Genomic DNA, 18,044 nt, shown 5'->3' on the forward strand with positions numbered 1-18,044 from the left:
CTCACGTCGTCGGCGCCACTTCCGCGGCGTCGAGGGCCGCGGCAAGGCGCTTCTCCTCGCCGTAATAGCGGGCGCGTTCCCAGAACTTCGGACGGCCGATTCCGGTCGAGCGGTGGCGGCCGATGATCTTGCCGTTGGCGTCCTCGCCGATCATGTCGTAGAGGAAGATGTCCTGGGTGATGATGGTGTCGCCTTCCATGCCCATCACCTCGGTGATGTGGGTGATGCGGCGCGAGCCGTCGCGCAGGCGCGCGGCCTGGACGATGACGTCGATCGAGGCGCAGATCATCTCGCGGATCGTTCGCGAGGGCAGTGAAAAGCCGCCCATCGTGATCATGGATTCGCAGCGCGACAGCGCTTCGCGCGGATTGTTGGCATGCAGCGTGCCCATCGACCCGTCATGGCCGGTGTTCATGGCCTGGAGCAGGTCGAACGCCTCGGGTCCGCGGACTTCGCCGACGATGATGCGTTCGGGCCGCATACGCAGGCAGTTGCGCACCAATTCGCGCATGGTGACCTGGCCCTCGCCCTCGATGTTGGGCGGACGGGTCTCCAGCCGCACCACATGGGGCTGCTGGAGCTGAAGCTCGGCGGCGTCCTCGCAGGTGATGACGCGCTCGTCGTGCTCGATGTAGTTGGTCAGGCAGTTGAGAAGCGTCGTCTTGCCCGAGCCCGTACCGCCGGAGATCAGCACGTTGCAGCGGACGCGGCCGATGATCTGGAGGATCTCGGCGCCCTCGGGCGAAATCGCGCCGAACTTGACGAGCTGATCCAGCGTCAGCTTGTCCTTCTTGAACTTGCGGATGGTGAGCGTCGGGCCGTCGATCGACAGCGGCGGCACGATGGCGTTGACGCGGGAGCCGTCGGCGAGGCGCGCGTCGCAGATCGGCGAGGATTCGTCGACGCGCCGGCCGACCTGGCTGACGATGCGCTGGCAGATGTTGAGGAGCTGCTGGTTGTCGCGAAAGCGGATGCCGGTGCGCTGGATCTTGCCGGCGACCTCGATGTAGACTGTGTTGGCGCCGTTGACCATGATGTCGGCGATATCGTCGCGCGACAGCAGCGGCTCGAGCGGGCCGTAGCCGAGAACGTCGTTGCAGATGTCGTCGAGCAGTTCCTCCTGCTCGGCGATCGACATCACGATGTTCTTGATCGCGATGATCTCGTTGACGATGTCGCGGATTTCCTCGCGGGCGGATTCCGAATCCAGCTTGGCCAGCTGGGCGAGGTCGATCGCCTCGATCAGCGCGCCGAAGATGGTCGCCTTGACCTCGTAATAATTGTCGGAACGCCGGCTCTCCATGGCCGGGGGCGGCGGAGCCTTGGCGGGAGCAAGCGGCGGCGAGGCGACGGCCGGCGGCGGGGGGGCGCGCGAGACCGTCGGCGCCGGAGCCTGGGCAGGCTCGAGCGACACGGCGCCGGGCTTGGGCGCCCGAAGGTCGGTGTCTGTTCCGCTACGCTTACCGAACACTTAACAACTCCATGCGGCGGCTATTTTCCCCGCAACTTGTCAATCAGGGGTGAAAACAGGGACGACTTTTGCTTCTTGGTTTCGCTGCGGCCGGTCAGGCGCTGGGCGATCTGAAGGAACATCTCGATCGACTTGTGGTTGGCGGAGATCTCCGCGATCATCTGGCCGTTGTTGGCCGCCGAGCCGAAGATCTGCGGCTCGAACGGGATCGAGACGATCGGCTGGCTCTCGATCGCCTTGGCGAACTCCGCGGCGGCGATTTCGGGCCTTTTCGGCACGCCGACCTGATTCAGGCAGTAGAGCGGCGGCCGGTCGTTGGGGCGCGCGGCCTTCAGCAGGTCGAACAGGTTCTTGGTATTGCGCAGATTGGCAAGGTCGGGGGCGGCCACGATCAGAATGTCGTCCGCCCCGATCAAGGCGCGCTTGGTCCAGCCCGACCATTGGTGCGGAATGTCGAGCACGATGCACGGCATGGTGGAGCGCAGCGTGTCGAACACGGAGTCGAAAGCGTCGGTGCCGAAATCATAGACCCGGTCCAGCGTCGCCGGCGCCGCCAGCAGGCTGAGATGGTCGGTGCATTTCGACAGCAGGCGGTCGATAAAGGCGGTGTCGACGCGATCGGGCGAGAACACGGCGTCGGCAATGCCCTGCGGCGGATCCTGGTTGTAGTCGAGCCCGGCGGTCCCGAAGGCCAGGTCGAGATCGGCGACGACGGCATCCATTGCAAGGTCGCGCGCGATCGCCCAGGCGACGTTGTGCGAGATGGTGGAAGCCCCGACGCCCCCCTTGGCGCCGACCACGGCGATGATGCGGCCGACCGCCTTGGCTTCCGGCGCCGAGAATAGGTTGCAGATCGAGCGTACGACGTCGATCGCGCCGACCGGCGCGAGCACATAGTCGCTGACGCCGCGGCGCACCAGCTCGCGGTAGAGCGTGACGTCGTTGATGCGGCCGATCACGACCACGCGGGTGCCGGCATCGCAGACGGTGGCGAGCTGGTCGAGCCCGCCCAGGAGGTCGTTGCGGCCGTCGCTCTCGAGCACGATCACGTTCGGCGTGGGAGCCGAGCGGTAGGCTTCGATCGCGGCTGCCATGCCGCCCATCTGGATCTTCAGATGGGCCTTGCCGAGGCGGCGATCCTCGCCGGCCGACTGCACCGCGGCCGCGGTCTCGACCGTCTCACAGAAGGCCTGGACCGAGACGCGCGGCGAGGGCGCGATATGCTCCTCGACCGGCGGAGGCGGGGCTTCCGGCTGCTCTTCGTGTGTCTGGCGAGCGTAGCTGATCATTTGCCGGTGTCGCTGAGTTTGGCCTTGTCGGCTTCGGGATAGGTGGTCGCGCTCGTCAGTCCCTTGCGATACTTCTCGAGACCGGTGATGCGCCGGGGGGTGTAAGACGGCGTTTCAGGCCGCGGCTGCTCGAGGTCCGACGGATTGTCGACCATCGCCGCGAGGTTGCGCTGATAGGCGCAGCCGTAATTGTAGTACTCTTTGTTCTCGAACCAGCCCTTGTTCTTCATCGAAGGGCCGATGTCGTCCGGCCACAGGCCGCAGGGGCCTGCGATCGCTGCGATCTTGGAATAGGTGAGACGGATCGGCGGCAGGAAGCGCCTGTCCTCGGGCTGGTAGGGGCGAACGTTGACACCCCGCGGCGGAACGCCCGCCGCGGCCAGCATCGCCTGGATTTCGCGCATCGTGTCCGCCACCGGTCGCGCATTGGGCGTGCCGGACGGCACGTCGATGCGGATGGCGCCGGTGCCTTCGCGCAGCCATGCCGAGGCGACGCCCATCACGTCGGCGCGCTGGGCAGCGGTCAGTCCGCCGCGGGCATGGCCGACGAAGACGACGATCGAGCGATTCTGCTCTTCGATCGCGATCGGGTGGCGCTGCTTGTAGTCGGTCGGAATCGAGGCGGTGACGACCTCGTCGTGCTGGCAGCCACTGAGCGCGAGCGCCATTGCGACCAGCGCGCCACCGAGACGGATGGCGCGCTTGCGAAGCTGGGGTGGTCTTGTGATCATCGTGAAGTCCCCGTTCCGCCTCAGTCGGTAATGAAGCCGTAGGTGCCGCGGTAGTTCTTGGCCGGTTCGGTCCGGCCCGGCACGCCGTAGATGCGGTTGATGTTGCCGAGCAGCTGGGCCTGTGGATCCGCAGGCGGCGCGAAGCCGTCATCCGGCCGCGACAAGTCCTTTGGCGCCACCGCGCGAACGACATAGGGCGTCACGATCACGACCAGCTCGGTGGCGTTGTTGACGAAGTCGCGGCTGCGGAACAGCGTGCCGAGGATCGGGAGCTGCATCAGCCCCGGCAATCCGCTGATGGCCTGCTTGGTCTGCTGCTGGATCAGGCCGGCCATCGCCATCGCGCCGCCGGAGGGAATTTCCAGCGAGGTCTCCGCGCGGCGGGTCCTGATCGAGGGCACCGTCAGCGAGTTCACCGAGGTCGAGGTCACGGCCTGCGACAGCGTGATCGCGTTTTCGTTCGAGAGCTCCGAGACCTCCGTCATCACGCGCAGGCTGATCTTGCCTTCGCTCAGCACCACGGGGGTGAAGTTGAGCGAGATACCGAACTTCTTGAAGCTGATCTGGGTGGTACAGACATGGGTGGTGGGGTCGCACGCATAGCCTGCCGGGACCGGGAATTCGCCGCCGGCGATGAACGTGGCCGATTCACCGGAGATTGCGGTCAGGTTCGGTTCGGCCAGCGTGCGGATCACGCCCGCGGTTTCCATCGCGCGCAGGGTGGCCTGCACCGACGACGAACCGCCGAAGCTCGCCGTCAAATTGTTGCCGTCTACGAGATTCTTGCCGAGCGCCGTGAACGGATTGGAGTTGGTGAAGCTCACCACCGACGTGCCGTAATTGAGGCTGGCGCTCAGGTCGATGCCGAGCTGCTTGACGATGGTGCGCTGGACCTCGGCCACCGTCACCTTGAGCATGACCTGGTCGCGGCCGCGCACCACGATCGAGTTCACCACCTTGTCGACGCCGCCGGCCAGGCGCGCGGCGAGCTCGTTGGCCTGCTGCGCTTCCATCGGATTCGCCGCCGTGCCGGTCAGGACGATGCCGTCGCCGAGCCCGTCGATCTGAATGTCCGAATTCGGCAGTATCTGCTTCAGCGCGGCCCGCACGCCGTTGAGGTCGCGCTTGACCGCGATGTCATAGGCCGCGATCTGCTGGCCGGCGGAATCGAAGAACACGATATTGGTCTGGCCGACCGTGGCACCGATGATATAGGCGCGCTGCGCCGAGCGGACCACCGCGTTGGCGATCTTGGGATCGGCGACCAGCACGTCCTTGATGTCGCGCGGCAGGTCGATCACGACGGATTTGCCGACGCCGAGCGAGAGGAAGCGCGCGTTCATCTGGCCATCCGCCGCGGCCAGGGCCCCGGGACGGTAATCGGCGGCGACCGCGGGGGTCAGCAACGGGTTGAGCGCCAGCGCCAACGCGGCCGAAAACGACAGGGCGCGAACCGCCGAGGTTCGCATCGTCGCCAAATCCACCCTGCGTTTCATATCGACTGTCTTCATCGTGCTTTCGCCGTCTGACTTGGAATGCCGTAGCGAATGATCGAAACACCGTCCCGCTTCTGCGCGGAATCATCGAGCGTGATTTCGCTCATCTTGACGTCGACGATGCTGCGCAGCGCCAGCGTCAGCGTGCCGCTCTGGCGGGCTGCGGAGAGTGTTGCGGTCTGCGCCGGATTGAGCTCGAGGGTGACGGTCTTGCCAACCACCGCGTTCTGGCCGTCCTTTTCCTTTGGCGCCTGGTCGATGGCGAGGACTCGGATATTGGCCAGGATGATCTCGGAGGTGACGATGTCGGGGGCGCCGTTGTTCTGGTCCGGGTTCTTCAGCCGGCGGGTCAAGAGGACGTCGACTCGATCGTTGGGCAGGATGAAGCCGCCTGCGCCGGTCTCCGGCGAGATCTCGGTCGAGATCGCCCGCATGCCGGTGGGCAGGATTGCAGCCATGAAACCGGAGCCTTCGGCCTTGACCAGCTTCTGGTCGCGGATCGGCTCACCTTGAATGAACGGGGCGCGCGCGATCGAACCGGTGACCTGGGTCGCGCCCTCGGGACGCTCGTTGCGGCGGATGAAGGTGGCGCTGGCGGTCGCGGCCGGCCAAGTCTGCCATTGCACGTCTTCCGGCTTCACGGTCTGGCCGAGGCCGATGTCGTTCTTGGCCACGAGGACGTCGACGGTCGGAAGCTGGGCGACCGGAGCCGGAGGCGGCGCAGATTGGTCCGAGCCGCTCGCCAGGTACGCGGCGACGCCGCCGGCGCTGATGGCGACCGCCAGGACGACAATGCGTGCCCTATTCATACGCTTCACTTTCCAACAAGACGCCGCGACGCTGCCGCCGCCGTAATCGGCAGTTGACCAGCTATTCGTCAAAGCATGGTTAATGAGGCGTATCTAAATCGCCTTAACGCCGGGTTTACCCGGTGCGTTCAGCGCAGTGCGAGGTGAGCGAGGTCGATCGCCTTCACCCATTCGGTCTCGGGGTAGACCATCAGCGCGCTCAGCGCGAGCGCGATGCCGTAGGGGATGCCGCTCTCCTTGGCGTGCAGCCGCGCGAGCCAGGCCTGACCCGCCAGCCCGTAGGGCAGCGGCCATTGCCGGAACTGGAGCAGGAGCAGCGTCAGCGCACCGCCGAACAGCGAGGCGTAGAGCAGGAAGTTCATCAGCTGCGCGAACCCGAACCAAAGCGCGACGGAGGCCGCGACCTTGGCATCGCCGCCGCCGACCCAGCCCATCGCAAAGCAGGCGAAGGCTATGACGAGCAGGAGCGCGCCGGCGCCGACATGGCTCAGCATCTCGTAAGGTGCCATGCCACCGGCAAGGGCAAGCGCGAAGAAGCCTGCGACCAGCGCCAGCGACACGCGATTGGAGATCGTCATCGTGAACAGATCGCTCGCGGCGGCGAACGCCATCAGGGCAGGGAAGAGCAGAAGGCGCGCAAGGTCGAGGATCATGGGCTGCGTCTTGAGGCCTGAGTTTGCCGCGGAAACTGGCGTCGCCGCATTCTAGCCGGCAGTGCTAAACAAACCGACAACGGCCGCGAGGGTCACGCAAGGCCGAAGCTGCGGAACGCATGCCTACCAGAGGCTGGCAATGCGCACGGCGAGCGCGACTGTCGCAAGCAGCAGCGCAAGGCAGACCCAATAGACCGGCGAGCCGACCTCGGCCGCAGCTGCCTCGTCTGCCGCGACCGCGGCACCGGTTCTGGACTCACGCAACGCCACTGGAACTCGCCGTCCTTGGAAAAACAAAGGCCCCGGAGGTCCGGGGCTTTTGCCGTCGTTCGTCTGTTGCTTACTTCAGCCCGGTGCTGATCGAGGTGAACTTGGTGTTGAGCGTGCTGCCGAGGCTGTTGACGACGGTGATGATGGCCAGCGCGATACCGGCGGCGATCAGACCGTATTCGATGGCGGTTGCGCCGGATTCATCCTTTGCGAAACGCGCAATCAAGCTCTTCATGAACAAAACTCCATTCGGGTGGGATCGCCTCGTTCGGCGCTGTCTTTGACCCGATGACCATGTGAGCCGAGCTCTTTCGGTAGAGTTAATCCGATCGCGTAAACCCGCGTCCGGCGCGATGCTTTTGTCCAGAGTGAATTTCGCCTTAAAGCCGCGGCCTCAATTTCGGTTCCAGATGCGTCGCCGGCACGGCGGTCGCTTCACCCTCCCTTAAATCTCACGGAGTAGGCGTAAGCGAGGACCGGAATTCGCGGAGAGAGGCGATGATGTCGAGCCTGCCCATGCAAGTCGCCCTGATGCTCGGCGAGACCATCGCGAAGTTGCTCCCCGTCACCTTCGTGCTCGCGGCGGTCTTCACCGTGCTCGAGCATTTCTGGGCCTGCAACCCCGGCGCCCCGTGGTGGCGCAAGCGGGAGATCATCACCGACATCTGCTATTGGTTTTTCGTTCCGGTGTTCGCCCGCACCATGCGGATCGGACTTCTGATCGTCGGCGCCGCCGTCGTCTTCAACATCCACGACGCCGACGAGCTCATCGCCTTCTACGACAACGGCCATGGGCCGCTGGCGCAGCTGCCTCTGTGGGTGCAGGCCCTGCTGTTCCTGGTGCTGTCCGATTTCATGCTGTACTGGATCCACCGCTTCTTCCATGACGGCGGTTTCTGGAAGTACCACGCCATCCACCATTCGTCCGAGGAAATCGGGTGGATTTCGGCGGCCCGCTTCCATCCCATCAATCTCCTGCTCGGCACGATCAGCGTCGACGTCGTGTTGCTGATGGCCGGCATTTCCCCGAACATCATGCTCTGGGTTGGCCCATTCACCACCTTCCATTCGGCGTTCGTGCACGCCAACCTGAACTGGACCTTCGGACCGTTCAAATATCTGCTGGCAACGCCGGTGTTCCACCGCTGGCACCACACGTCGCTCACGGAAGGCGGCAACACGAATTTCGCCGGGACGTTCCCGGTCTGGGACGTGCTGTTCGGCACGTTCCGCATGCCGGAGGGGCGGCTGCCGCAGGATTACGGCAAGGACGAAGCGGCCATACCGAAGGAGATCGGGGGCCAATTGGCCTATCCGTTCCGCCAGTAGGGTGGGAAAATCGGCGGCAAATCTCGACTACGTTCAAACAATCGTCGGCGAGTTTGCGGAACGTTCACAAATTAAGGGCAGGTTAGCCGGGTCGGGCACCGGCTCCGCTGTTAGCTGTTCGCTTCTGCCGGTTTGTGACGTCCCGGGAGTATGAGTATGCGTAAGGAATTGCTGCGCCGTCATGCGCGGGTCTGTCTTCTGGTTGCTGCCGCAGTGCTGGCATCGCCGGCTGCCGGGCTCGCCGAACCGACCGCCGACACCATCGCCGTCAACGTCGACCAGGCCAAGCTGGTGCGGCTGCCCGGCAAGGTGGCGACCATCGTGGTCGGAAATCCCCTGATCGCCGACGTCACGCTCCAGCCCGGCGGCATGATCGTCGTGACCGGCAAGGGCTACGGTGCCACCAATTTCATTGCGCTCGACCGGGGCGGCGAGATTCTGGTCGACCGTCAGATTCAGGTCGAAGGCCCGAGCGACCGGCTCGTCACCGTCTATCGCGGGATCGAGCGCGAGTCCTACAGCTGCATGCCGCTCTGCCAGCGTCGGGTGACGCTTGGGGACAGCGACACCTACTTCAACAACACCATGAACCAGGCCGGTTCGCTGAGCAGCAGTGCCAGCGGCAACGCCGGTGCGGCCACCAAGTCCAACTAGCCGGAGCGATTGGCGGGTTCGCGCCGGGGTGGATCGCCTGATTCTGCGGCGCCGCTTCTGCATGCCAGCGACGTCCCTCTGCGCGTCATCCTTGGCCGCCGCCGGCGCGCGGGGTTAACGCATCCTTAACCGACCGCTTCGTGCAGCGTGAATCGCCTGCAACACTTAAACAATCAGTTTTAGCTATTGAACGAAGCAGATGATCGCCGCTGCTGGGGAATTTGACGCGATGCCTGCGCCTACGAGATTCACGCTCCGGAAAGCGCTATGCCGGTTTCGAGGCAGCCGCCGCGGCTCCGCCGCGGTCGAGTTCGCGCTGGTAGCTCCGGTCTTCTTCGGACTGCTGTTCGCCATCATCGAGACCGCGTTGGTGTTCTTCGCGGGGCAGGTGCTCGAGACCATCACCCAGAATTCGGCGCGTGCGATCCTGACCGGTCAGGCGCAAGCACAGGGCGGCTCGGTGGCGGCCTGTCAGACGGTGCCCAACGCGGTCTCGGCATGCAATCAGACCACGTTCAAGGCCTATGTCTGCACCCAGATCCCGGCGCTGTTCGATTGCAGCAAGCTTTACGTCGACGTGGTCAGCACCAGCTCCTTCACGGCGCTGAGCCTCACCAATTACGGCGATTCCTGCACCTTCAATCCGGCCGGCGTGCAATACAATCCCGGCAGCTCCAGCCAGGTCGTCGTGGTGCGGCTGTTCTATCAATGGCCGCTCTTCGTCACCGGCCTCGGCTACAACATCGGCTGCAGCAACAAGCGGCTGCTGGTGGCGACCGCAGCCTTCAAGAACGAACCCTTCTGAGGCAGATGGATCTGGGCGGGCCAATGCAGGCGATTGCGAACTTCCTGGGGAATGCCCGCTGCTCGGCGCGTGACTTCGTCGCCGACACGCGCGCGCTCGCGGCGACCGAATTCGCCGTCATCGTCCCGCTGATGCTGGTGATGTTCTTCGGGACCGTCGAATTCTCGTCGGCAGTGGCGATCGATCGCAAGGTCACGTTGATCGCACGGACGCTGTCCGATCTGACGTCGCAATCGACGACGCTTGCCGATGCCGACATGCAGAACACGTTCACGGCGAGCATCTCGATCGTGATGCCTTACGACGCTACTCTCGTGAAAGGCTCGATCTCCCAGATCTATATCGATGCGGACAGCATTGCTACGGTGCAGTGGAGCAAGGCCGGAACCATCGCGAGCGGCGCGACGCAAGCGACGCTGGCGACGTCGGGCCGGAAGGCCGGCGACAAGGTGACCAACGAGATTCCGCCGACGCTGCTGATTCCGTCGACCTATCTCATCCTCAGCGAGGCGAGCTACACTTACACGCCGTCGGTGGGCTACGTGTTGAAGTCGAACATACCGCTGAAAGATCTGTCCTACACGCGGCCGCGGCAGGCCACTTGCGTTCAATACAACAACGTGCCGTCCTCGTGCTGACGCTCCCGAGGGGGGCCTGAAAATGAAAAAGGCCGTGCGTTGCGCACGGCCTTCTTGCTTCTTGCGAGCCGATCGGGCGAGGCCCGGTGGGTTCAGCCTGCGGCGCGGAGGTTGTCCGCAGCCGACTTGCCGGAACGGCGGTCGGCCACGATCTCGTAGGAGATCTTCTGACCTTCGCGCAGCGTGCCGAGGCCCGCACGTTCCACAGCGCTGATGTGGACGAACACGTCCTGGCCGCCGTCGTCGGGCTGAATGAAGCCGAAGCCTTTGGTCGCGTTAAACCACTTCACGGTTCCCATGCTCACGGGGGTAGTCCCTTCTCAGATAACACAATGTGACAGCCTGCTCGCGCAGGCCAGTTAGATCGAATTTTTGGAAGGGTCGTCAGCGTGTCTGAACCGGCTGTACCGGTGGATGCTAATGTCGTCCGGCCGAAAATCGATAAATTCCTTTTATCGGAATTCCAGCGTCAAAACAATCCAGCCGCGCACGATTTTTTGATCCGCCGTGGTGTTCACGGCGGACCAATGGAAGACTCGGAATTTTACTGCCGCGCCGCCGCTCGACTAGCGACGACGGAACTGGCCGCCGCGCTGTCCGGGACGAGGCGGTCCGCCCACGCCGCTGGGGCGTTCGTCCTTGTGGCGGAAAATCAGCCGGCCCTTTTCGAGGTCATAGGGCGACATCTCCACCGTCACGCGGTCGCCCGCCAGGGTCTTGATGCGGTTCTTCTTCATCTTGCCGGCGGTATAGGCGACGATCTCGTGTCCGGCGTCGAGCTGCACGCGGTAGCGGGCGTCGGGGAGGATTTCGGTGACCAGTCCTTCGAACTGGATCAGCTCTTCCTTAGCCATGTGGGTGTCTCCAGTCGTAGACTGCTAGTTCGAATGAGGATTGCGGTTCGGTCGGCCGGTGGGGCGGCTCTCGCGACGCAAAAAGGCAACGCCTTGTATTCCATCAGGCTTGCCGGCGCTATGCGCGGGACGCTGTTCCGACCGATCGGCGGGTGAGGAATTCATCTTACCACCAGGACCACGGCGGCGGCGAGACCCCTTGGAGGCCTTGTGGCCTTCTCCCGGCCTGCCATCAACAGGTCTGCCCTCGCCATGACGTCCTTCGCCGGGCCGTCCGTCGGCCGGCCTGCCGGCGCTGTGATGACGTCCGTCAGCATGCCGTTCGTCGCCACGCCGTCCGTCGCCGTGCCGGGCGCCCTGAGGACGCTGGCCCGGGCGGCCGCCCGGCCGGCCCTGCCGTTGCTGCGGCGGGGGAGGGCCGGCGTCGCGGCGGCCCGCATCGGTGCGGTGGTCTTCGCGCGGCAGCGCCACGCGGATCAGCCGCTCGATGTCGCGGAGATAGCTGAGCTCCTCGCCGCCGGCCACCAGCGAGATCGCGGTGCCGTCGGCGCCGGCGCGCGCGGTTCGGCCGATGCGGTGGACGTAGGTTTCCGGCACGTTGGGCAGGTCGAAATTGATGACGTGGCTGATGCCGTCGACGTCGATGCCGCGGGCGGCGATGTCGGTGGCGACCAGGGTGCGGATCTCGCCCGAGCGGAACTGGGCCAGCGTGCGCTCGCGATGGTTCTGCGACTTGTTGCCGTGGATGGCGCTGGCAGGGATGCCGGCCTTCTCGAGCGACTTCACCACCTTGTCGGCGCCGTGCTTGGTGCGGGTGAAGACCAGGGCGCGGTTGACCGGCTCATCCTTCAGAAGCTTGGTCAGGAACGCCGGCTTGGCGGAGAAGTCGACCTGGACGATGCGCTGGTTGATCCGCTCGGCGGTCGAGGACACCGGGGTCACCGCGACGCGCGCGGGGTCGCGCAGCATGGCGTCGGCGAGCTCGGCGATGTCCTTCGGCATGGTGGCCGAGAAGAACAGCGTCTGCCGCTTGATTGGCAGCTTGGCGACGATTTTGCGGATATCGTTGATGAAGCCCATGTCGAGCATGCGGTCGGCCTCGTCGAGCACGAGGAACTCGACGCTCGAGAGCTTCAACCCGTTGCTCTGCACGAGGTCGAGCAGGCGGCCGGGGGTGGCGACCAGCACATCGACGCCCTGCATCAGGGCGCGGACCTGGCGGCCCATCGGCACGCCGCCGATGGCCAGCGTCGAGGCGAGGCGCAGGTGGCGGCCATAGGCGTTGAAGCTGTCGAGGATCTGGCCGGACAGCTCGCGGGTGGGCGACAGCACCAGCACCCGGCAGGTCTTGGGCTGCGGCTTGATGCGATGCTCGAGCAGGCGGTGCAGGATCGGCAGCGCGAACGAGGCGGTCTTGCCGGTGCCGGTCTGGGCGATGCCGACGACGTCGCGCCCGGTCAGCGCGATCGGGATGGTCTGGGCCTGGATGGGGGTGGGAGTGACGTAGTTCTCTTCCGCGAGAGCACGCGCGATCGGTTCGGCGAGGCCGAAATCCTGAAACGAAGTCAAAAGATGGGTTCTTTCCATGTCAAAAGCGGACGCCCGGCGCAATCGGCGCGGCGCGCGCAAAAGGGTGTCGAGAAGACACCTGCGTGTTTAGGGTGTCGGATGGCTTGGGAGATATGGGGCAAGCCAGAGGCCCGTTAAGGGGCTTAAGAACACGCGGCTCGCAACGACCTCTTGATTCGCAAGAGGTCTCGGCTGCTCATATGGAACATCCAAGGGGCGCTTTCAAGGCAGGCTGGCGCGAAATGGCGATTGCAGTGCAGAAATAGTTATGCCGGAAATTTAGCCAGAGCAAAGAATTTGCTCAAAAAATGACCAGCCTGCCGCTTTGGCATACATTCTCGTTGCTCAAGATTTGAGCGGTCGCTTCGCCCCAAGACTCCGTTTTCCCAAAATTTTTACAGTAAAATCAATAAGTTGAATGGTGTTAAGCCCATGGCACGGTTCTTGCGAATCCGTTAATCGCAGGCGGCCGTGGGGCCGTTTCGCAGCGTTTTTCACGTCTGCGTCAGGGAGATGAGACACTCATGCTTAGCAAATCTACTCACGATATAGCGGCATCATTTAGCCGCCGCGGCGTGCTCGCCGCGACCGCCGGACTGATGCTCGGTCTGGCTTCATTGACTGGCGCGAAGGCCGCGGACGACACCATCAAGGTCGGCGTGCTGCACTCTCTGTCCGGCACCATGGCGATCAGCGAAACCACGCTGAAGGACACCATCCTCTTCCTGATCGACGAGCAGAACAAGAAGGGCGGCGTTCTCGGCAAGAAGCTCGAAGCCGTCGTCGTCGACCCCGCGTCGAACTGGCCGCTGTTCGCCGAGAAGGCGCGCGAGCTGATCACCAAGGACAAGGTCTCGGTCGTGTTCGGCTGCTGGACCTCGGTGTCGCGCAAGTCGGTGCTTCCGGTGTTCAAGGAGCTCAACAGCATCCTGTTCTACCCCGTGCAGTACGAGGGCGAGGAGAGCGAGCGCAACGTGTTCTATACGGGTGCGGCGCCGAACCAGCAGGCGATCCCCGCCGTCGACTACCTGATGAAGGAAGAGAAGGTGAAGCGCTGGGTGCTCGCGGGCACCGACTACGTCTATCCGCGCACCACCAACAAGATCCTGGAAGCCTATCTCAAGTCCAAGGGTGTCGCCCAGGACGACATCATGATCAACTACACGCCGTTCGGTCACTCCGACTGGCAGACGATCGTGGCCGACATCAAGAAGTTCGGCTCGGCCGGCAAGAAGACCGCGGTGGTCTCGACCATCAACGGCGACGCCAACGTTCCCTTCTACAAGGAGCTCGGCAACCAGGGCATCAAGGCGAAGGACATCCCGGTGGTCGCGTTCTCGGTCGGTGAGGAAGAGCTCGCCGGCATCGACACCAAGCCGCTGGTCGGCCATCTCGCCGCCTGGAACTACTTCCAGTCGATCAAGTCGCCGGAGAACGAGAAGTTCATCAAGGCGTGGCAGGCCTACACCAAGAATCCGAAGCGCGTGACCAACGATCCGATGGAAGCGCACGTGATCGGCTTCGACATGTGGGTCAAGGCGGTCGAGAAGGTGAAGTCAACCGATCCCGACAAGGTCATCGACGCTCTCCCGGGCATCGAAGCCAAGAACCTGACCGGCGGCACCTCCAAGATGCTCCCGAACCACCACATCACCAAGCCAGTGTTCATCGGCGAGATCAAGGGCAATGGCCAGTTCGACGTGGTCTGGAAGACCCCGAGCCTCGTCGCGGGCGATGCCTGGTCGAAGGAGCTCGATGGCTCCAAGGACCTGATCGGCGACTGGGTCGGCAAGAAGTGCGGCAACTTCAACACCAAGACCAACAAGTGCCTCGGTTCCGGCTCCTGATCCGGATCTGACACGCCATTGCGCGACCGGAGAAGGCGGCGATCCCGCCGCCTTCTCCACCCATTCCCGCCGGGGTCATTCACAGTGCCAGCCTATTTGTCCGCGCGCCTCTGCTCGCTTGCGCTCTCGCTATTGCTGATCGCGTTTGCGCTGCCGGCCTTCGCCGGCCCGTTCGAGGACGGAGTCGCCAAGTTCGCCAATGACGATTTCTCCGACACGGAAGAGGCGATCGGCGCGGTCGCGGGCAGCGGCAACAAGCTGGCCTTCCCCATCATCAGCGCGCTCCAGGACGGCCGGTTGATGGCCGATCCGGACAGCAAGAAGGTTTACGTCACCGGTACCGACGGCAGGTCGATCGACGCCGCGACCGGCGAGGCGGTGGCCAGCGTTCCCGATAGTGCGAGCGCGGTGCGCCTCAACAACCGTCTGCGCCGCAGCGTCGATGCCGCGATCGGCAGCCTGACGCTGCAATCGCCGGATGTCGGAACGCGCCTGCAGGCCGCGCAATCGGTCTTCAAGTCGCATGAGGAGACGGCGCTCGATGCGGTAGATGCCGCGCTCGCCAAGGAAGGCAACAGAGCGGTCAAGACGGCCCTCGGCGAGGCCCGCGCCGCCATCCTGCTGTTCAAGTCCGATGCGACCGAGGTCGAGAAGCTCGAGGCCGTGGCCACGCTCAAGGCGCGCGGCGACCAGGACGCGCTGGCGCTGCTCACCGGCATGGGCGACCAGCCGGCCTCGGTGACCAAGGCGGCCGCGAGCGCGATCGGCTCGATCCAGAGTTCGCTCGCGGTCTGGTCCATGGTGCAGAACGCCTGGTACGGCCTCTCGCTCGGCTCGGTGTTGCTGCTCGCCGCGATCGGGCTCGCCATCACCTTCGGCGTGATGGGCGTGATCAACATGGCGCATGGCGAGATGGTGATGCTCGGGGCCTACACCACCTTCGTGGTGCAGGAGGTGATCCGCACCCGCTATCCCGGCCTGTTCGACTATTCGCTGCTGATCGCCGTGCCGCTCGCCTTCCTCGTCGCCGGCGCGATCGGCGTCTTGATCGAGCGCAGCATCATCCGCTTCCTCTACGGCCGTCCGCTGGAGACGCTGCTGGCGACCTGGGGTCTCTCGCTGGTGCTGCAGCAGGCGGTGCGCACCATGTTCGGCCCGACCAACCGCGAGGTCGGCAATCCCTCCTGGATGAGCGGCGCGTTCGAGCTCGGCCAGATCACCATCACCTATAACCGGCTCTGGATCCTGCTCTTCACGCTTGCCGTGTTCGCGATCCTGCTCGCGATGCTGCGCTACACCGCGCTCGGCCTCGAGATGCGCGCGGTGACACAGAACCGACGCATGGCGGCCTCGATGGGCATCGCGACCTCGCGTGTGGACGCGCTGACCTTCGGTCTCGGTTCGGGCATTGCCGGCATCGCCGGCGTGGCGCTGTCGCAGATCGACAATGTCAGCCCCAATCTCGGCCAGAGCTACATCATCGACAGTTTCATGGTCGTGGTGTTCGGCGGGGTCGGCAATCTCTGGGGCACGCTGGTCGGCGCCTTCACGCTCGGCATCGCCAACAAGTTCCTGGAGCCGGTCGCCGGCGCCGTGCTCGGCAAGATCGCAATCCTGGTCCTCATCATCCTGTTCATTCAAAAGCGGCCGCGCGGTCTGTTCGCGCTCAAGGGCCGTGCGGTGGAAGCATGACCCCTCACATGCTGACGCGATCGCTGGACCGCAGCGCGACGATCTTCCTTGCCGTCGTCGCGGCCTGCGGCATCCTCATCCCGCTCTCCAACCTGCTGCTGCCCGCGGGCTCGTTCCTGCAGGTGCCGACCTATCTGGTCGCGCTCTGGGGCAAGTATGTCTGCTACGCGATCCTGGCGCTGTCGATCGACCTGATCTGGGGCTATTGCGGCATCCTATCGCTCGGTCACGGCGCGTTCTTTGCGCTCGGCGGCTATGCGATGGGCATGTACCTGATGCGGCAGATCGGCACCCGCGGCGTCTACGGCAACCCGATCCTGCCCGATTTCATGGTGTTCCTGAACTATTCGAAGCTGCCCTGGTACTGGTACGGCTTCGACATGTTCTGGTTCGCCGCCCTGATGGTGCTGGTCGTGCCGGGGCTGCTCGCCTTCTGCTTCGGCTGGCTCGCCTTCCGCTCCCGCGTCACCGGCGTGTACCTGTCGATCATCACGCAGGCGATGACCTATGCGCTGCTGCTCGCCTTCTTCCGCAACGATTTCGGCTTCGGCGGCAACAACGGCCTGACCGACTTCAAGGACATCCTCGGCTTCAACGTCCAGGCAGAAGGGACGCGCGCTGCCTTGTTTGCGTTGAGCTGCCTGGCGTTGATCGCCGGCTTCCTGATCTGCCGTGCCATCGTCTCGTCGAAGCTCGGCAAGGTGCTGATTGCGGTGCGCGATGCGGAATCGCGCACGCGCTTCCTCGGCTACCGGGTCGAATCCTACAAGCTGTTCGTGTTCACGGTGTCGGCCTGCATGGCCGGCGTCGCCGGAGCGCTGTACGTGCCGCAGGTCGGCATCATCAATCCGTCCGAGTTCGCGCCGGGCAATTCGATCGAGGCGGTGATCTGGGTCGCGGTCGGCGGCCGCGGCACATTGGTCGGCGCCGCGCTCGGCGCCGTCGTCGTCAACTATGCCAAAACCTTCTTCACCTCGGGCGTGCTCGCGCCGTACTGGCTGTTCATGCTGGGCGCGTTGTTCATCCTGGTGACGCTGCTGCTGCCCAAGGGCATCGTCGGCACTTTCAACGCCTGGTGGGACCAGTCCAAGGAAAAGCGCAACGCCGCGACCATGGCGAGTGCCGCGGCCGAGGACGGTGTCACCGAACCCAAGATGGCGGAGTAGGCGCACATGAACGTCATGGACAGCCGCACCACATCCGCAATGCTCTATCTCGACGGCGTGCACGTCTCGTTCGACGGCTTCCACGCCATCAACAATCTGTCGCTGACGCTCGAGCCCGGCGAGATGCGCGCCATCATCGGCCCGAACGGCGCCGGCAAGACCACGATGATGGACATCATCACCGGCAAGACCAAGCCTGACGAGGGGACGGTTCTGTTCGACGGCGTCACCGATCTGACACGGCTCGACGAGACCCGCATCGCCGAGCTCGGCATCGGCCGCAAATTCCAGAAACCGACCGTGTTCGAGAGCCAGACCGTGCAGGACAATCTGCTGCTCGCGCTTAACGTCGACCACAGCGTCAAGGGCACGCTGTTCTGGCGCGGCAGCAAGGCCGAGTCCGAGCGGATCGACAAGGTTCTGGAGACGATCCGCCTCACCGACGCCCGCAACCGCCTTGCCGGCAGCCTCAGCCACGGCCAGAAGCAGTGGCTGGAGATCGGCATGCTGCTGGCGCAGGATCCCAAGCTGCTGCTCGTCGATGAGCCCGTCGCGGGGATGACCGACGTCGAGACGCATCTGACCGCCGAGCTGCTGAAGGAGATCAACAAGACCCACACCGTGATGGTGGTCGAGCACGACATGACCTTCGTGCGCGAGCTGGGCGTCAAGGTCACCTGCCTGCACGAGGGCACAGTGCTGGCGGAAGGGACCATCGACCAGGTCTCGTCCAACGAGCGGGTCATCGAAGTTTATCTGGGGCGCTGAGCG

19 protein-coding genes are annotated in these 18,044 nt (G+C 64.4%); 8 read left to right on the forward strand and 11 right to left on the reverse strand.

Annotated features, from left to right (window positions below):
- Position 1: 1 nt before the first annotated feature.
- The 8 genes from WI560_RS04095 to WI560_RS04130 all read right to left on the reverse strand — a co-directional run bounded on the left by WI560_RS04095 (position 2) and on the right by WI560_RS04130 (position 6,954).
- On the reverse strand, positions 2–1,471 hold the full coding sequence (locus WI560_RS04095) for a CpaF family protein (RefSeq protein ID WP_028138538.1): 1,470 nt from the start codon (positions 1,469–1,471) through the stop codon (positions 2–4).
- A 20-nt stretch (positions 1,472–1,491) separates the two neighbouring features.
- Positions 1,492–2,760 carry an AAA family ATPase gene (locus WI560_RS04100; protein ID WP_028138537.1) on the reverse strand — a complete coding sequence of 423 codons (1,269 nt, stop codon included), beginning with the start codon at positions 2,758–2,760 and terminating at the stop codon, positions 1,492–1,494.
- Positions 2,757–3,491 (reverse strand): CpaD family pilus assembly protein, encoded by a 735-nt coding sequence (locus WI560_RS04105; RefSeq protein WP_375306997.1) that lies wholly within the window; start codon positions 3,489–3,491, stop codon positions 2,757–2,759. The genes WI560_RS04100 and WI560_RS04105 overlap by 4 nt, the downstream gene beginning before the upstream one ends.
- A gap of 20 nt (positions 3,492–3,511) precedes the next feature.
- On the reverse strand, positions 3,512–4,987 hold the full coding sequence (locus tag WI560_RS04110) for a type II and III secretion system protein family protein (RefSeq protein ID WP_375308766.1): 1,476 nt from the start codon (positions 4,985–4,987) through the stop codon (positions 3,512–3,514).
- 11 nt (positions 4,988–4,998) lie between these two features.
- A complete protein-coding gene (cpaB, locus tag WI560_RS04115; protein WP_375306998.1) occupies positions 4,999–5,796 on the reverse strand; it encodes a Flp pilus assembly protein CpaB in 798 nt (265 codons plus the stop codon).
- A gap of 128 nt (positions 5,797–5,924) precedes the next feature.
- Positions 5,925–6,449 (reverse strand): prepilin peptidase, encoded by a 525-nt coding sequence (locus WI560_RS04120; RefSeq protein WP_257176625.1) that lies wholly within the window; start codon positions 6,447–6,449, stop codon positions 5,925–5,927.
- 123 nt (positions 6,450–6,572) lie between these two features.
- Positions 6,573–6,713 (reverse strand): hypothetical protein, encoded by a 141-nt coding sequence (locus WI560_RS04125; protein WP_375308979.1) that lies wholly within the window; start codon positions 6,711–6,713, stop codon positions 6,573–6,575.
- 76 nt (positions 6,714–6,789) lie between these two features.
- Positions 6,790–6,954 (reverse strand): Flp family type IVb pilin, encoded by a 165-nt coding sequence (locus WI560_RS04130; protein WP_028138532.1) that lies wholly within the window; start codon positions 6,952–6,954, stop codon positions 6,790–6,792.
- 266 nt (positions 6,955–7,220) lie between these two features.
- Here WI560_RS04130 and WI560_RS04135 point away from each other — a divergent pair, with 266 nt between their 5' ends.
- From WI560_RS04135 to WI560_RS04150, 4 genes are all read left to right on the forward strand, one after another.
- Positions 7,221–8,048 carry a sterol desaturase family protein gene (locus WI560_RS04135; protein ID WP_375308767.1) on the forward strand — a complete coding sequence of 276 codons (828 nt, stop codon included), beginning with the start codon at positions 7,221–7,223 and terminating at the stop codon, positions 8,046–8,048.
- A gap of 156 nt (positions 8,049–8,204) precedes the next feature.
- Entirely contained in the window at positions 8,205–8,702 is a 498-nt protein-coding gene (locus WI560_RS04140) for a pilus assembly protein N-terminal domain-containing protein (protein ID WP_028138530.1), read from the forward strand.
- A 229-nt stretch (positions 8,703–8,931) separates the two neighbouring features.
- Entirely contained in the window at positions 8,932–9,507 is a 576-nt protein-coding gene (locus WI560_RS04145; protein WP_375306999.1) for a TadE/TadG family type IV pilus assembly protein, read from the forward strand.
- A gap of 23 nt (positions 9,508–9,530) precedes the next feature.
- On the forward strand, positions 9,531–10,145 hold the full coding sequence (locus tag WI560_RS04150; protein ID WP_257192850.1) for a TadE/TadG family type IV pilus assembly protein: 615 nt from the start codon (positions 9,531–9,533) through the stop codon (positions 10,143–10,145).
- Positions 10,146–10,237: 92 nt separating this feature from the next.
- Here the strand turns inward: WI560_RS04150 and WI560_RS04155 are convergent, their stop codons facing one another.
- The 3 genes from WI560_RS04155 to WI560_RS04165 all read right to left on the reverse strand — a co-directional run bounded on the left by WI560_RS04155 (position 10,238) and on the right by WI560_RS04165 (position 12,586).
- Positions 10,238–10,450, reverse strand: coding sequence for a cold-shock protein (locus tag WI560_RS04155; RefSeq protein ID WP_028138527.1), 213 nt, complete (start codon positions 10,448–10,450; stop codon positions 10,238–10,240).
- Between the two features lie 261 nt (positions 10,451–10,711).
- Positions 10,712–10,999 carry a translation initiation factor IF-1 gene (gene infA / locus WI560_RS04160; RefSeq protein WP_008131890.1) on the reverse strand — a complete coding sequence of 96 codons (288 nt, stop codon included), beginning with the start codon at positions 10,997–10,999 and terminating at the stop codon, positions 10,712–10,714.
- Positions 11,000–11,023: 24 nt separating this feature from the next.
- Entirely contained in the window at positions 11,024–12,586 is a 1,563-nt protein-coding gene (locus tag WI560_RS04165) for a DEAD/DEAH box helicase (RefSeq protein WP_375307000.1), read from the reverse strand.
- Positions 12,587–13,092: 506 nt separating this feature from the next.
- On the opposite strand from WI560_RS04165, the gene urtA reads away from it, so the two are divergent.
- The 4 genes from urtA (at position 13,093) to urtD (ending at position 18,041) form a co-directional block, all read left to right on the forward strand.
- On the forward strand, positions 13,093–14,415 hold the full coding sequence (gene urtA, locus WI560_RS04170; protein ID WP_375307001.1) for an urea ABC transporter substrate-binding protein: 1,323 nt from the start codon (positions 13,093–13,095) through the stop codon (positions 14,413–14,415).
- 84 nt (positions 14,416–14,499) lie between these two features.
- Positions 14,500–16,107, forward strand: coding sequence for an urea ABC transporter permease subunit UrtB (gene urtB, locus WI560_RS04175; RefSeq protein ID WP_375307002.1), 1,608 nt, complete (start codon positions 14,500–14,502; stop codon positions 16,105–16,107).
- Complete coding sequence (gene urtC, locus WI560_RS04180; protein ID WP_257176633.1) at positions 16,104–17,273, forward strand: urea ABC transporter permease subunit UrtC; 1,170 nt, start codon at positions 16,104–16,106, stop codon at positions 17,271–17,273. Before urtB ends, urtC begins: the two co-directional genes overlap by 4 nt.
- A gap of 6 nt (positions 17,274–17,279) precedes the next feature.
- On the forward strand, positions 17,280–18,041 hold the full coding sequence (gene urtD / locus WI560_RS04185; protein WP_375307003.1) for an urea ABC transporter ATP-binding protein UrtD: 762 nt from the start codon (positions 17,280–17,282) through the stop codon (positions 18,039–18,041).
- Positions 18,042–18,044: the final 3 nt, after the last annotated feature.

The organism is Bradyrhizobium sp. A11 (assembly GCF_042077125.1).
Classification (GTDB): Bacteria; Pseudomonadota; Alphaproteobacteria; order Rhizobiales; family Xanthobacteraceae; genus Bradyrhizobium; species Bradyrhizobium japonicum_B.